Source organism: Pseudomonas sp. Q12-87 (assembly GCF_001269755.1).
GTDB lineage: Bacteria > Pseudomonadota > Gammaproteobacteria > Pseudomonadales > Pseudomonadaceae > Aquipseudomonas > Aquipseudomonas fluorescens_S.
The window spans coordinates 77795-91884 of sequence record NZ_LHVI01000010.1; the positions used below are offsets into that span (position 1 = coordinate 77795).

Below are 14090 nucleotides of genomic sequence, written 5' to 3' on the forward strand. Positions count from 1 at the left end.
GCGGAAAACTCATAAGGCATTCCTGATCGTTTGCAAATGGGCGACCTGGCGACAGAACTCGGCGCTGGACAGGCGCTGTTTCGGCCGGGGACTCAAGGCCTGGCTGATGGCCCGGGTGGGTTGCCGGGTCAGGCGGGCGAGCACCTGCCATTGTTCGGCGACGACCAGTTGTTCGAAGCCTGGGTGCAGATGGCGTGCGCGGCGCAGCACGTCTTGTTGCAAGGCGTGCAACAGGTGCTCCTGGCCGTTGTGCCGCCGATGGAAAGCGGCGCTGGCCTGCAAGTGTTCTTCCAGTTGACGCCGCGCCTTGGGCGCCGGTTGCTGCAGCGGGCCATGCCGCACCGCCGAGCGCCATAGCCACAGGCCTGCCAAGGCCAGCAGCGCGACCAGCGCCTGGGGAAAATAGCGCAGCAGCAAGGTCAGCAGGTTGTCGTGATCGGTGTTGAACAGCAGCGTGACGTCGGTATCGGCGCTCAGGTACCAGAGCAGCCAGGCATTGTCGTACTGGTCGATGTGCTCGTTCTTCCACAGCTCGGCGTCGGTGATCACGGTGATCGAGCCCAGGCCCAGGGTCAGTTGCATCATGTGGGTCGCCAATGCGCTGTTCGCCCAGGCCTGGGCCAGGTTCTGCGGGTCTTCGAGATGGAAGGCCGTGTCGAAACCGACATACGCCGGTGCCTCTTCGTCTTCCAGATACAACTTGGTCAGTTCCGGATAACGGTCCTTGATGAGTTCGGGTGCCTGCGCCTTGAGATCCTTGCTCAAGAGTTGATGCAGGTGCACCCGGTCGAGCAGCAAATCGCCGCTGCTGCCGGTGTTGTCGTCCCACAAGGCCTCGGCCACGAAGAGCAGTCGCCCACCGGCCCGGGTCCAGTTCATCAACTGGTCGACTTCCCGTGGCGTCATTTGGGTGCGTTCACCCAACAGCAGCAGGCTGCGCTGGCGAGGCTCGAGGTTGGGCAGCACGCTCAGGTTGTTGGCATGCTCGACGTTGATGCCTTGCTGGCGCAGGAAATGCTCGGCGGCCAGGTATGGATTGGCCTGGGCTTCGGGGGATGGGCCGTGCTCGACGATCTCCTGGTACGGCACCGCCTTGGCGTAGAGAAAGATAGCCAGGGCGCACACCAGCGCGGCCAGCAATGCTCCGGTCAGCATCCCTGCGCGCCGGCTCATCGAGACGCTCCCGGGCCGAACAGGCCGCGCCAGCCGTCGCACAATTCGTGTTGCAGATGGGGCGGTGGTGCGCGGTGTCCATAGGCAATGTTCTGCCAATGCAGGGTCAGGCTTTTGCCGAACGCCAGCAGGTCCTCATGTTGAAGCTGCTCGACACGTTGCAGGACCTGGCTTTCGGTGTCGGCCGGTTTCAACGCGATGTTGTAGTCATGGTGCAAGCGACTGAGCAGCGCCCGGTACAGCAGGCCCAGCGCCTCGCGAGGTTGGCTGGCCCACAGTTGCTCGACGCTGGCCGCCACGTCGGCCGGCAGGCTCTCTTCGCGAATATCCAGGCCGAACATCCGGGCGGGCGCCGCTCGTTCCACGCTTGACCGTTGTGTCGGCCGGCGATTCGCCAATTGCTTGAGCCGGTCGCGATAACGCCAGACCAGCCAGGCGATGGCGCCGGCCAGCCAGGCCCAGAGCATCACTTGGATCAGCGCGGCGGCCAAGTCGAAGCGTTGGCTGCCGAGCCATTTGAGCAAGCCCCTGAGCCAGCCCGGTTTCGCGTCGGTCTCGGGCGCTTCGGCGGTTTCTTTGGGGGTTTCCTCGCCGAAGCGATAGCGGGTGACCGTCTGCGGATTCTTGAAGGGCGGGGCGTCGAGGATCGCCTTGATACTGTCCCGGGAGGCTTCGCTGGTAAGCGGCTGGTTGAGTAGCCGCGGGCTGTCGGGTGCAATGGGATCTTCGCCGGCCCACGCCGCTGGCGATGGCGGCAGCAGTATCAGCGCCAGCAGCAACAATACGGGTGCTACAGCGCTCAGGCGCTGGCGCAGGCGCCGAAACACCAACTCGATGTCCCAGGCTTCGAGAATGGTGCGTCGGTTCAGATAGAGGCTGAAGCCGCAGGCGACGTAGATCGGCTCCCAGACGATCAGCAACAGCGGGTAAAGGAAATTCATCAGGTGTTCGAACCACAGCCAGTCGTGCTCGGCTGCGGCAACGAGCATCTGCCAGTCCCATTCCAATTCAACCTGTTGCGGCACGAACAGATAGAACAGCACCATCAGGCCGAACCACAGGGCGGTTTCCAGGTGCGCGCCGATGATGGTCAACCATTGCGCGGCACCGCCGTTGCGTTGCAGCAACACGCGCAAGCGCTGCTCCCGCGCCTCACCGGCGAGCCCTTCGAGTTGCACCACGGGCATCAGGAAGCTGCGGCTCAGGCTCAGCCGGCGCCAAGTCAAGCTGGCCAGTAACTGGGGCTTGAGCAGCGCCGGCCACTGGCGCAAGGCCTGCCACAACGTGGGCGTCTCGCCAAACAGGGCCTTGGACAAAATGTACAGCGGCAGGCGGTCGAAGGCCGGTTTCAACCACCAGAACAGCATCACGACCAGGGACGGTGAATCCCACAGCAACACGGCCAACAATGCGTAGACCGGCAGCGTGACAATCGCCCAACTGGTCATCAGCAGGCGCCGATGTTGCTGGCTCATCAGCACGCCGAGGTCCATGGCTTCCCAGCTCGTGCGCGGGCGAATGACAACCGTGGCATCACTCAGGCGCATGGCGGGCCCGTCCGGCAAGCGACAGATAGCTGATGACCAGCAGCCACAACAGGGCGCCGACTGTGTATTTGGTCGCCGGCGTCACGGCACTGGAGGACCAGTACGCTTCGATGAACGCGGCGGTGAGCAAAAACAGCATCACGCCGGCGATCATCAGCACGCTTTTGCCGGCGGCGAGCCGCAAGGCTTCACCCCGGCTGAAGCGTCCCGGAGCGATCAGGGCCCAGCCCAGTTGCAGGCCGGCGGCACCGGCCAGGGCGATGGCGGTGAGTTCGAAGGCGCCATGGCCGATCACGAACGACCAGAATGTCCCACCGGAACCGATCTGGGTCAGGTGCCCGGCTATCGCGCCGATGGTCAGCCCGTTGAAGAGCAGGAAGAACACGGTTCCAAACCCGAACATCAGGCCGCTGGCGAAGGTCTGAAAGGCAATGCCGATGTTGTGCATGATGTAGTAGCCGAACATCACCCAGTCTTCGCTGGAAGCCCGCTCGACCGAACGTCCCAGGTGCCCGGAAGTGGGGTCGTACATGCTGCGTATCTGGTTGACTTCATCGGTGCTCACGACGCTGTAGATCAGCTCTGGAAACAGATAGACCAGCAGCCCGATGCCGAGCAGGCTGCCCAGGAAGATCAGGCTGGCAGCCAATACGAACGGCCACTGTTCGCGGACCAACCGGGGAAAACCGGCCAGGATGAACGTCGAGACGCTGGCCGATGGCCGGCCGCGGTCCCGGTAGAGTTGCTGATGACCGCGCAGCGCCAATTGTTGCAGGGTATCCACCAGCAAACTGCTGTAGCCCCGGGCCTGGGCCAACGCCAAGTGATGGCACAGCCGCCGATAGGCGCCGGGAAAGTCGCTGCTCTGGGCCACGTTGCGGCTGCGCTCCAGTTGATCGAGCAGGCCCGACAACTGCTCCCATTCCCCTTGATAACGGCTTTCGAATTGGCTTTGTTTCATGCGGACCCCAGCAGGCCGCGGGCGATGCCATCGAGTTCGGCCGCAGCGTTTGGCGTCGGCACGTTCAGCGGCGCGGCCAGGATGGCTGCCAGTTCGTTGACCCGCGCGGGGGAAAGGTCTGCCCGCCGTTCGGCAAAGCCCAGTACGGCGCGTTGCTCGTTCAGGCTCAGGGCGAAAGGCGCCCTGAGCGGTTGGGCCATGGGCAATGCCGGGCGTTTGATCGGCTGTTCCAGATACACCACCAGCGTGCCCGCCGCGATGTCGCCCAGGCGCTTGAAGGCTGGATGTTGCAGGCAACTGATCGCACCGAAGGTGTAGCCGAAGGGCAGCATGTCGACAAAGCGCAACAGGTTGCGGATCAGCGAAGCCGACCAGCCGATGGGTCGGCCATCGTCCTGCACCACCCGCAGCTTCATGAACTGTTTGCCGGGGGATCGCCCCTGGTTCAGCACTTCGAACAGCACCATGTACCACCAGCTGACGACAAACAGCAGGATGGAACCAAGGCCGACCCCCAGTTCACCGAAAAACGCCAGCACGAGAAAGAACACACCCAGCACCAGACCGCGGATAGCCAGGTCGATGGCGAAGGCGATTGCGCGGGACATCAACCCCGCCGGACGCAAGGGCAGGTCGATACCTTCGGGTGTTTCGACCTGATAGCGCGTGTCCAGGGGCGCAGGCAGCGTCGCGTTCCTTTGCAGTGCTGGTGTCTCGAGCATGGGCTACCTGAATGATGGGCCGGTTCGAATGTTCAAGTTTGGCGTCGATGCTAGCAGCCTTTGTGCGGGCAAACGATACGGGAATCTGCCGGCACCAAGGTTAACTGTTGGGGGCGAGCTTGCTTGCGAAGGCGGCTGCACAGCCAACACTGCTGCAAATTGCCCACCGCCATCGCGAGCAAGCCCGCTCCCATACGGAATTCAAAAGTTACAGGATTGCTGGTCTCAGGCGGGTTGCAGCGCCTAGACTTCGCCAGTCTTCAGCTCAGGAACAGCCCGTGACTTCCATCTTCTGGTACGACTACGAAACCACCGGCATCAACCCGCGTTGCGACCGGCCCCTGCAAGTGGCGGGTATTCGTACCGATTTCGAACTCGATGAAATCGACGAACCGGTGAACCTGTATTGCCGGCCCAGCGATGACATCCTGCCCCATCCGGCAGCCTGCGCGATCACTGGGATTACCCCGGCGTGCCTGGCCGAAAAAGGCCTGAGCGAAGCTGACTTCATGACCCGTGTCCATGGCCACCTGGCCGCCCCCGGCACTTGCGGCGCTGGGTACAACACCCTGCGCTTCGACGACGAGATGACCCGCTACAGCCTGTATCGAAATTTTTTCGACCCCTACGCCCGGGAATGGCAGGGCGGTAACAGCCGCTGGGACCTGATCGACCTGGTGCGCGCCGCCTATGCGCTGCGTCCGCAAGGGATTGTCTGGCCGCAGGAGGAGGGCCGCGTCACGCTCAAGCTCGAGCGCTTGACCGCCGCCAATGGCATCGATCATGGACAGGCCCATGATGCCTTGTCGGACGTGCGCGCAACCATCGCCCTGGCTCGACTGATCCGCCAAAAACAGCCACGGCTCTACGACTGGCTGTTCCAGTTGCGCAGCAAGCAAAAGGTGATGGATCAGGTGCGCCTGCTGCAACCGATGGTGCATATTTCCGGACGTTTCTCGGCCGAGCGAAACTACATCGGCGTCGTCCTGCCGCTGGCCTGGCATCCGAAAAACCGCAATGCCCTGATTGTCTGCGATCTGCACCTCGATCCCCAGGGTCTGCTGGACCACGATGCCGATCACCTTCGTCAGCGCTTATACACTCGCCGTGACGCGTTGCTCGAAGGCGAATTGCCGGTGCCGCTCAAACTCATTCATATCAACAAATGCCCGGTGATTGCGCCGTTGACGGTACTGCGCGCCGAAGATCAGGAGCGGCTGCAACTGGATATGGAGGGGTACCGGGAGCGGGCGTTGCGGCTAACTGACGCACAGAAAGTTTGGCAAGACAAACTTGAAGCTATTTATGGTCGCGAAGATTTCACCGCCAGTGAGGATCCCGAACAGCAGTTATACACAGGCTTCATGGGGGATCGTGATCGGCGTTTATGTGAACAAGTGCGCCTGGCGGACCCAGCGCAATTGGCACGGGAGCGTTGGCCGTTCGACGATGAACGTTTGCCGGAACTATTGTTCCGTTATCGCGCACGCAACTTTGCAGATACGTTGAGTCCTGAAGAGCAGGCGCGCTGGAGAGTTTTCTGCCGACAACGTCTGACCGCTCCGCAATGGGGGGCACCTAATACCCTGCAAAGTTTTGACGAGGCGATGGCCGAGTGGACGGTGCTTGCTACGCCTGCGCAGCGAGAAGTACTGCTGCAATGGCAGGATTACAGCCAGCAATTGCGCAAACGTTTTAGCCTCGAGACACAATGAAGACAAAATCACAGGCATAAAAAAACGCCAGCAAATGCTGGCGTTTTTTGTTCGCAAAGAACAGCGCGAACCGATGAGGCTTAGCCCAGCAGGGTTGCCCAGCCTTCAACCACATCACCGCCCCACTTGGCTTTCCACTCTTTCAGAGTCTTGTGGTTGCCACCTTTGGTTTCGATGACTTCGCCGTTGTGCGGGTTTTTGTATTGCTTAACTTTGCGAGCGCGTTTGGTGCCGGTAGTTTTCACGGCGCCACGCGGTGCTTTGCTCGACTTGGCTTCTGGATCCAGCAGGGCAATGATGTCACGCAGGGACTTGGAGTATTCACCCATCAGCGTGCGCAGTTTGCCTTCGAATTCCAGCTCTTTTTGCAGTTTGTCGTCTTTGGACAGGTCGGCCAGACGTTGTTGCAGATCTTCAATGGCTTGTTTTGTGGCGTTGTATTCGTTGATCAAGGACATTTGGACTACCTTATGTAGGACGCGGGTGACAAGGAGACAGTGCGGTAATAGTAATCAGACAGTTTCATCAAGTAAACATTTAACCGGTGTTTTATTTAATTAACTAGCGCTGTGCCACAAAAAAGCTATTGCAGTTTAAATATCGATGAGCCTTTGTTCCGCCATATAGCGGCTCTCATCGGGCCGACCAGCGCTGCTGGCTTCGCCTCGGACGGCACGGCGTGTCATCGAATACTGCAGTTTTGCTGCGCAATGGCTAGAATGGCCGCCTTTGCGAAGTTCTGGAGTTCCCTAATGCGCACTTTTCGGTTGGTGATTGCTTGCCCGGACCGCGTCGGTATCGTTGCTAAAGTCAGTAACTTCCTGGCGTCCCACAACGGCTGGATCACTGAAGCGAGCCATCACTCGGACAATCAGAGCGGCTGGTTTTTCATGCGTCACGAGATTCGTGCCGACTCGCTGCCCTTTGGCATCGAAGCTTTTCGTGAGGCCTTCGCACCGATTGCCGAAGAATTCTCGATGGACTGGCGCATCACCGACACCGCGCAGAAAAAGCGCGTGGTACTGATGGCCAGCCGCGAGTCTCACTGCCTGGCGGACTTGTTGCACCGCTGGCACAGCGATGAGCTCGATTGCGACATCGCTTGTGTCATTTCCAACCATGACGACTTGCGCAGCATGGTGGAGTGGCACGGCATTCCGTATTACCACGTACCGGTCAATCCGCAGGACAAGCAGCCGGCGTTCGCCGAAGTCTCGCGGCTGGTCAAGCAGCACGACGCCGAGGTGGTGGTCCTGGCCCGCTACATGCAGATCCTGCCGCCAGCCTTGTGCAGCGAATACGCCCACAAGGTCATCAATATTCACCACAGCTTCCTGCCCTCGTTCGTCGGGGCCAAGCCGTACCATCAGGCCTCGATGCGGGGCGTGAAGCTGATTGGCGCCACCTGCCATTACGTGACCGAGGAGCTGGACGCCGGGCCGATCATCGAGCAGGACGTGGTGCGCGTCAGCCATAGCGACAGCATTGAAGACATGGTGCGTTTCGGCCGTGACGTGGAGAAAATGGTCCTGGCGCGGGGCTTGCGCTATCACCTGGAAGATCGGGTGTTGGTGCACGGCAACAAGACCGTGGTGTTCTGAGTACACTCAAGGGGCCTGGACGAGCAATCGCCAGGCCCTTTTTCATGAGGCCAGCCATGACCGATCCGTTGGATAAAGCCACCTCAAAAGCGCCGGCAACCCTGGGCGAGGGCTGCCTGAGCCGCTACGACCCCGACGCGTTGAGTCCGGACGACGGCACGGAGTTTCCCGATGCGGCGCAATTGTGGGAACAGTTACATCCCCAGGATGAGCCCGAACAGAAGCGCTGATCGATCAGGCCTGCCTGAATTTGATCAGCTTCTTGATCAACGGTCGTCCGACCATCAAGAAGAACACCGGCCCGCCGGCCACCAGATAAAAATAATAGGTCACCGCCCGCCAGATCAGGATGGCCGCTGCGGCTGTGGATTTGCCCACCATGGGCGCCAGCAGAGCCGCCGATGTCAACTCCGCCGCCCCGGCACCGCCCGGCAGCAGGCTGAATTGTCCCGCACTCAAGGACAGCATCTGGATCAGGAAACTCCAGGCCCACTGCAAATTCGCCCCCAGTCCCTTCAGTGCGAGATACAACACGCTATAGCGCAAGGCCCAATGCAGGCAGGTCAGGCCGAACACCTGGAACAGGGTCTGGCGCGGCAATTTCAAGGTGTCGGTGAACGCCGCCAGGAAATGCAGGATCTTGCGCCCCCAGCGTCGCCGGGTGGTGCTCTTCACCCGCAAATGCCGCAACAGTCGCGCCCCGAGCAGGATCAGCCGGCGGTGATAGCGGGCCACCAGCACGCAGCCGAACAGCCCGCCAAACATTGAAATCGCGCTCAAGGCGAGCATCCATTCCATGCGCTGGCTGAGGTTCTGGAACAACGCGTAAAACAGAATGCCCACCAAGGCGCAAAGGAAAAACAGCAGGTCACTCAACTGGTCCATGGCAAACACCGCGCTGCCATGGGCTGGGCGCACGCCGTTGCGCGCCAGCAGGGCCATCAAGGTCAGCGGGCCGCCACTGCCACCGGGCGTCGCGCACATGGCGAACTCCGTGGACATCACCACGCCCAGGCTTTTCAGACCGCCGATGCGCCCACGGTGCTCGCCCAACAACAAGCGCAGGCGCACCGAGTTAAGGGCCCAGCACAGGACAATCATGCTGAGCATGGCCAGCAGCAGCGACAAGGGAAAGCGCTGCACCCGCGACCACATTTCCCCGCCGCCCACTAACAATGGAATCAGCAACGCCGTAAGCAGCGCGGCGCCCAGCCAGATCAGCCGTTTCATGCGGCGCTGCTGACCCGCAGGCCCTGGTTCGCCAGCCAGCCGATCTTGGTCATCGGCACGCGCCCGTCCTCCAGGAGGCGTTCGAGGGTTCGCAGCCAATAATCCCGGGAGAACGGGTGGCGCATGTCCACCGGGTGCAGGCCCAGGCGAATCACCGGCGCCTGGCGCCAGCGCTGTTCACGTTGGTCGCTGATGACTTTCGACAGGCCTCGACGCCAGGCACTGCGGGCGCTCCAGACCAGTCCCGGAGCATCGATGGTGGTGAAGTCGGGCAGACGATAAAGATGCTGGGGATCGCTGGTGTAGCTCAGTGGCAGTTGGCGCAGGGCTTGGCGCGTGCCTTCGCTCATCAGCCAGGCCGGGGCGACGAAACCTTCCAGCGGCCATTGGTAGCGCTCAAAGGTTTCGATGCCAGCGCGCAGGCGGGCGAGGGCGGCTTGTTCGGACAAACCGTAGAACTCGCCTTCATGGGTATAGACCCGGCGCATGAACCAGTCCTTGGGGTGACGGACCGCAGGGCCATCGTCGCAATGGTAGTAGCCATGCAGCGCCAGTTCGTCGCCGCGCTCGACCCTGCTGTCGAGCAGGTGCCGAAAGCCGGGATGGGCTTGCAGCGCGTTGGTGCGGTGAAAGTCGGGCACCACCAGCCAGGTCATGGGCACATGGCCGAGGGCGTCAACGGCTTCAACGAAAGGCTGGTAATCGGGCCAGGTTTGCGGCGCGACATCGTGCAACACCAATAATACGGTGGGCGAATGATTCATCGACACGGACCTCGCCTCAACCGTTGGCCAGCAACGGCATCTGTTCGCCGAGCACGGCGTGATAATGCCCCAGCAGGCTGTCGACCACGCAGTCCCAGGCGTAATGCCGTTCCACATGACGGCGCGCCAGGATGCCGCGGCGCTGGCAGCCTTCGGAAAAGAGCTGGCGCACGGCGTTGGCCATGGCCTGGGGGTTGTTGGGCGTGCACAGCAAGCCGCAGTCTTCATGGACGATTTCGGTGAACGCCCCGGCCGCCACCGCCACCACCGGAATGCCGCTGGCCATGGCTTCGAGAATCACCAGGCCGAAGGTTTCCTGGTCGCCGGCATGCAGCAGGGCGTCGGCGCTGGCCATGAGCCGGGCGACCTGCGGCGCCGGGCAGAATTCATCGACCACCGTGACGTTGTCCGGCACCACGGCGGGCATCGACGAGCCCACCAAGAGCAAGTGGTAGCGCTCGCCCAGGCGCTTCATGCACTTGAGCAGCACCGGCAGGTTTTTCTCCTTGGAGCCGCGACCGGCAAATATCAGCAGGCGCGTGTCTTCGGCGATGCCCAGCTCCGCGCGCAACTCCGGGTCGCGGGCGGCGGGGTTGAAGGTTTGCAAGTCGACGCCCAGAGGCTGCACATAGACGTTGCGAACCCCCAGGCCGGTCAGTTTGTCGGCCATGACCTGGCTGGGCGCCAGGACCCGGTCGAAATTGCCATACAACTTGCTGACATAGGCTTCGATATTGGGGGTGAACCAGTTGCCCATGCGGTTGCTGACCAGCAATGGCAGGTCGGAGTGATAGAAACCGATGACGGGCACGTCGAGCTGACGGCGGGCATCCAGCGCCGCCCATGCGGTGAGGTAGGGATCGCCGACTTCGATCAGATCCGGCTGTAGATCACGCAGGACATTACGCCAGGGCGCCAGGCGAAGCGGGAAGCGATAGCCTTTGCCAAACGGCAGTGCAGGGGCCGGAACCTTGTAGATCCCGTCGTGCTCGCTCAAATGTGCGCCGGGAATCAGCAGGCTATGGCGAATACCGGGCCGATCACCCAGGCGCCGATGCTTGGCATCCAGATAAGTGCGCACGCCTCCGCTGGCGGGGGCGTAGAACATGGTTATGTCCGCTATATGCACGATGAACATCCCTCCGGTCAGTGTTCTCCTGTGTTGACCTTTATGAAGAATAGATGTTCGGTTGGGGTTGTGGTGACGTAGCGGCTCTGCAAATGAGGTGGCGAGGGAGCGAGCTCCCTCGCCACATTTTTATTTCCAGCGCCCGGGGCCTTGATGCGCCAGGCGTGCTTTTATATAAGCGTGCAAAATGGCGTCATATCGCAACTCTCACAGGTGACCAAATGCCTGACTCATCGCAACTCATAATCGGGGCCGACCTTGCCGGCCAGCCTGTCGCCCAGGCCATGCGCCTGGCGAACCGTCATGGTCTGGTGGCGGGTGCCACCGGTACCGGCAAGACCGTCACCTTGCAGCGCCTGGCCGAGATGTTCAGCGATGCCGGCGTGGCAGTGTTTGCCGCAGACATCAAGGGCGACCTGTGCGGCCTCGGCGCCGCCGGCAACCCCCAGGGCAAGATCGCCGAGCGGATCGCCGGCATGCCTTGGCTAAACCACAAGCCTCAGGCTTATCCCGTGACGTTGTGGGACATCCACGGTCAATCGGGTCATCCATTGCGCACCACATTGAGCGAAATGGGCCCCTTGCTGATCGGCAGCCTGCTTGAACTGACGGACAGCCAGCAATCGGCGTTGTATGCCGCCTTCAAGGTGGCCGACCGCGAAGGCTTGTTGCTGCTGGATCTCAAGGACCTGAAGGCGCTGCTCAATCACCTCAGGGACAACCCCGAGTTGCTGGGCGATGACGCGGCGTTGATGACCACCGGCTCCAGCCAGGCTTTGTTGCGGCGCCTGTCCACCTTGGAACAGCAGGGCGCGGAAGCGTTGTTCGGCGAACCGGCCTTGCAGCTCGAAGACATCCTGCAACCGGCCAGCGATGGCCGTGGCCGCATTCACTTGCTGGATGCCAGCCGCCTGGTGCATGAAGCACCGAAGGTCTACGCGACGTTCCTGCTGTGGCTGCTGGCCGAACTGTTCGAGCAATTGCCCGAGCGCGGCGATGCGGACAAACCGCTGCTGGCGCTGTTCTTCGATGAGGCGCACCTGCTGTTTGCCGGCACGCCCAAGGCCTTGCAGGAGCGTTTGGAACAGGTGGTGCGGCTGATCCGCTCCAAGGGCGTGGGGGTGTATTTCGTCACCCAGTCGCCCGGCGACTTGCCGGATGATGTTCTGGCTCAGTTGGGGTTGCGCATCCAGCATGGCCTGCGGGCGTTTACTGCCAAGGAGCAGAAGTCGTTGCGGGCGGTGGCGGATGGTTTTCGGCCTAATCCGCAGTTCGATGCCCTGGCGGTGCTCACCGAACTGGGTATCGGTGAGGCCCTGGTGGGCACCTTGCAGGAAAAAGGTACGCCGGAGATGGTTCAGCGCGTGTTGGTGGCGCCACCGCAGTCGCGCATCGGGCCGCTGAGCGAGGCCGAGCGCGCCGGGCTGATCGCCAGTTCGCCGTTGCAGGGGCGCTATGACAAACCGATTGATCGCGAGTCGGCCTATGAAGTGTTGATGGGGCGTAAGGGGTTGGAGCCTCAGGCCGAAGTGGTTCCGGGCAAACCGGCGGGCGAAGAGCCGAGTTTTACCGAAAAGGCTGGGGAGTTCCTTGGCACGGCGGCTGGCCAGGCGTTGAAATCGGCGATGCGCCAGGCGGCCAATCAGTTGGGGCGGCAATTGGTGCGGGGGTTGATGGGGTCATTGCTGGGCAGGAGCAAGCGCCGGTAGGCAAGACTGAGTTAGCCCCTTCAAGATAGCGTTCACAGGGGGGTATTTTGTGTGTATATCCGTTTTTTTTGTGACGGCTGCTGGCGGTTCCGCTCTTACAGCGGGTCACTTTTGGAAGAGCGCCAAAAGTAACCAAAAACGCTTTGCCCCACCACTCGGTGCCTCGCCTAGGCTCGGCATGCCCTCACTCCGGCATTGCTCCGTGGGCCGCCGCGAAGGACCATCCATGGTCCAGCGCGGCTACCTCGGCATCCATGCCGAGGTGCCCACTGCGCAATGTCTGCGTTCGGCCAGCGTGGTTTAACGGGGCGGCCAGATCAAGATCAAAAGCAGAGCAAGAGCAAGAGCAAGAGCAAGAGCAAGAGCAAGAGCAAGAGCAAGAGCAAGAGCAAGAGCAAGAGCAAGAGCAAGAGCAAGAGCAAGAGCAAGAGCAAGAGCAAGAGCAAGGCACTTCCAGCATCTATGTGGCTGAACCACCGCTATCGCGAGCAAGCTCGCACATGGAGTTGCGGGTGTTCACAGCATTTGCAAGCGACACAAAAACCTGTGGGAGCGGGCTTGCCCGCGAAGGCGTCGGCACATCCAACATCATCACAAACTGATCCTCCGCTTTCGCGAGCAAGCCCGCTCCCACAGGAAGAACGCGGTCCCACCTGAACTAGGTCGGCTATCAGGCCGCCTCGCGATGGACGTTGATCTCGGCGCCCCATTAACCACGCTGGCCGAACGCAGGCATTGTGGAGTGGGCATCCCGGCATGGATGCCGGGATAGCTGCGCTGGGCCATGGATGGCCCTTCGCAGCGGGCCCACGGAGCAATGCCGGAGTGAGGGCATGCCGAGCCTAGGCGAGGCACCGAGTGGTGGGGCATGTAGCGTTTTGCTTACTTTTCGCCGGGCCGCGCAGGCTTCTCAAAAGTGAGCCGCTGTAAGAGCGGAACCGCCAGCAGCCGTTACCAAAAAAACGGATATACACACAAACTACAACCCCCCACCCATAGCGGTCCTACACCCAACCAAGAAACTCAGGTCAATCCTTGGGCCGAGCATGCGCAGCCAACCGCTCCAACGCCGCCCGCAGATTAGGATCGCTAATACCATCCGCCGTAGCCTGGATGGTCGCGGCCGCATCGGTAGACAGGTCCAGCGTGTGTCCCTTGACGCCCACCTGCACCGTAGGCGGCTGCACCTTGAACAAAATCCGCGTCAGGCTGGCAAACTCCTCAAAGGCCTGCAATTGACGCAACAGACGCTTTTGCTGATAGCGCAAACGCGTGGCCCAATGGCCATCGGTGACGATCAGCAACAAACTGCCTTCGCGCCAGGACGCAACGTGGCAATGCTCACGGGCGGCGGGTTGCAGTTGGCTGTCCAGCAGCCGTTGCAGGTGGCCCAGGCGCTTGGCGTGGCCGAAGATGGCTTTGAGCGGCTTGGCTTCGCGCAGCAGAACGGCGGGTGCCTTGGCTGGAAGAGGGCGGAAGGCCATGAACTAATACCGCAAATGACAGAGGCGCCATGGTAGCAGAAAGCGCCGGATGCGC

General features: G+C 61.5%; 13 protein-coding genes. 4 read left to right on the top strand and 9 right to left on the bottom strand.

Features of this window, described 5'->3' with window-relative positions; all coding sequences use genetic code 11:
- Positions 1 to 9 precede the first annotated feature (9 nt).
- Genes AD663_RS05165 through AD663_RS05180 form a run of 4 tightly spaced genes read right to left on the bottom strand, consistent with a single transcriptional unit; the run spans position 10 to position 4403 of the window.
- Positions 10 to 1173 (bottom strand): DUF4350 domain-containing protein, encoded by a 1164-nt coding sequence (locus tag AD663_RS05165; protein WP_053213384.1) that lies wholly within the window; start codon positions 1171 to 1173, stop codon positions 10 to 12.
- Complete coding sequence (locus tag AD663_RS05170) at positions 1170 to 2720, bottom strand: DUF4129 domain-containing protein (protein WP_053213385.1); 1551 nt, start codon at positions 2718 to 2720, stop codon at positions 1170 to 1172. The genes AD663_RS05165 and AD663_RS05170 overlap by 4 nt, the downstream gene beginning before the upstream one ends.
- On the bottom strand, positions 2707 to 3681 hold the full coding sequence (locus tag AD663_RS05175) for a stage II sporulation protein M (RefSeq protein WP_053213386.1): 975 nt from the start codon (positions 3679 to 3681) through the stop codon (positions 2707 to 2709). The genes AD663_RS05170 and AD663_RS05175 overlap by 14 nt, the downstream gene beginning before the upstream one ends.
- Positions 3678 to 4403 carry an RDD family protein gene (locus AD663_RS05180; RefSeq protein WP_053213387.1) on the bottom strand — a complete coding sequence of 242 codons (726 nt, stop codon included), beginning with the start codon at positions 4401 to 4403 and terminating at the stop codon, positions 3678 to 3680. Before AD663_RS05180 ends, AD663_RS05175 begins: the two co-directional genes overlap by 4 nt.
- Before the next feature lie 278 nt (positions 4404 to 4681).
- Here AD663_RS05180 and sbcB point away from each other — a divergent pair, with 278 nt between their 5' ends.
- On the top strand, positions 4682 to 6118 hold the full coding sequence (gene sbcB / locus AD663_RS05185; protein WP_053213388.1) for an exodeoxyribonuclease I: 1437 nt from the start codon (positions 4682 to 4684) through the stop codon (positions 6116 to 6118).
- 80 nt (positions 6119 to 6198) lie between these two features.
- On the opposite strand, the gene mvaT is transcribed toward sbcB, so the two are convergent.
- Positions 6199 to 6576 (bottom strand): histone-like nucleoid-structuring protein MvaT, encoded by a 378-nt coding sequence (mvaT, locus tag AD663_RS05190; protein WP_003178543.1) that lies wholly within the window; start codon positions 6574 to 6576, stop codon positions 6199 to 6201.
- Positions 6577 to 6870: 294 nt separating this feature from the next.
- Here mvaT and purU point away from each other — a divergent pair, with 294 nt between their 5' ends.
- Positions 6871 to 7719 (top strand): formyltetrahydrofolate deformylase, encoded by an 849-nt coding sequence (gene purU / locus AD663_RS05195; RefSeq protein WP_003178545.1) that lies wholly within the window; start codon positions 6871 to 6873, stop codon positions 7717 to 7719.
- A 56-nt stretch (positions 7720 to 7775) separates the two neighbouring features.
- The gene (locus AD663_RS29025) at positions 7776 to 7949 is read left to right on the top strand and encodes a hypothetical protein (RefSeq protein ID WP_003178547.1); all 174 of its coding nucleotides are present in this window, start codon (positions 7776 to 7778) and stop codon (positions 7947 to 7949) included.
- Positions 7950 to 7953: 4 nt separating this feature from the next.
- Here the strand turns inward: AD663_RS29025 and AD663_RS05200 are convergent, their stop codons facing one another.
- From AD663_RS05200 to AD663_RS05210, 3 genes are read right to left on the bottom strand one after another with little or no spacing between them, the layout of a single operon-like run.
- Complete coding sequence (locus AD663_RS05200) at positions 7954 to 8949, bottom strand: lysylphosphatidylglycerol synthase transmembrane domain-containing protein (protein WP_053213389.1); 996 nt, start codon at positions 8947 to 8949, stop codon at positions 7954 to 7956.
- Entirely contained in the window at positions 8946 to 9713 is a 768-nt protein-coding gene (locus tag AD663_RS05205) for a DUF2334 domain-containing protein (protein WP_033045929.1), read from the bottom strand. Before AD663_RS05205 ends, AD663_RS05200 begins: the two co-directional genes overlap by 4 nt.
- 16 nt (positions 9714 to 9729) lie before the next feature.
- Positions 9730 to 10851: a glycosyltransferase family 1 protein gene (locus AD663_RS05210; RefSeq protein ID WP_033045930.1), complete on the bottom strand. Its 1122-nt coding sequence runs from the start codon at positions 10849 to 10851 to the stop codon at positions 9730 to 9732.
- 212 nt (positions 10852 to 11063) lie between these two features.
- Between AD663_RS05210 and AD663_RS05215 the strand changes: the two genes are divergently transcribed.
- On the top strand, positions 11064 to 12551 hold the full coding sequence (locus AD663_RS05215) for a helicase HerA-like domain-containing protein (RefSeq protein WP_053213390.1): 1488 nt from the start codon (positions 11064 to 11066) through the stop codon (positions 12549 to 12551).
- Positions 12552 to 13579: 1028 nt separating this feature from the next.
- Here the strand turns inward: AD663_RS05215 and AD663_RS05220 are convergent.
- On the bottom strand, positions 13580 to 14035 hold the full coding sequence (locus tag AD663_RS05220) for a DUF721 domain-containing protein (RefSeq protein WP_003178559.1): 456 nt from the start codon (positions 14033 to 14035) through the stop codon (positions 13580 to 13582).
- Between the last annotated feature and the right edge of the window lie 55 nt (positions 14036 to 14090).

Coding starts and splice junctions, on each gene's coding strand:
- AD663_RS05175 (WP_053213386.1), bottom strand. CDS start 3,681: ATGAAACAAAGCCAATTCGAAAGCCGTTATCAAGGGGAATGGGAGCAG.
- AD663_RS05180 (WP_053213387.1), bottom strand. CDS start 4,403: ATGCTCGAGACACCAGCACTGCAAAGGAACGCGACGCTGCCTGCGCCC.
- AD663_RS05220 (WP_003178559.1), bottom strand. CDS start 14,035: ATGGCCTTCCGCCCTCTTCCAGCCAAGGCACCCGCCGTTCTGCTGCGC.
- AD663_RS29025 (WP_003178547.1), top strand. CDS start 7,776: ATGACCGATCCGTTGGATAAAGCCACCTCAAAAGCGCCGGCAACCCTG.
- AD663_RS05210 (WP_033045930.1), bottom strand. CDS start 10,851: ATGTTCATCGTGCATATAGCGGACATAACCATGTTCTACGCCCCCGCC.
- mvaT (WP_003178543.1), bottom strand. CDS start 6,576: ATGTCCTTGATCAACGAATACAACGCCACAAAACAAGCCATTGAAGAT.
- AD663_RS05215 (WP_053213390.1), top strand. CDS start 11,064: ATGCCTGACTCATCGCAACTCATAATCGGGGCCGACCTTGCCGGCCAG.
- AD663_RS05200 (WP_053213389.1), bottom strand. CDS start 8,949: ATGAAACGGCTGATCTGGCTGGGCGCCGCGCTGCTTACGGCGTTGCTG.
- purU (WP_003178545.1), top strand. CDS start 6,871: ATGCGCACTTTTCGGTTGGTGATTGCTTGCCCGGACCGCGTCGGTATC.
- AD663_RS05170 (WP_053213385.1), bottom strand. CDS start 2,720: ATGCGCCTGAGTGATGCCACGGTTGTCATTCGCCCGCGCACGAGCTGG.
- AD663_RS05165 (WP_053213384.1), bottom strand. CDS start 1,173: ATGAGCCGGCGCGCAGGGATGCTGACCGGAGCATTGCTGGCCGCGCTG.
- AD663_RS05205 (WP_033045929.1), bottom strand. CDS start 9,713: ATGAATCATTCGCCCACCGTATTATTGGTGTTGCACGATGTCGCGCCG.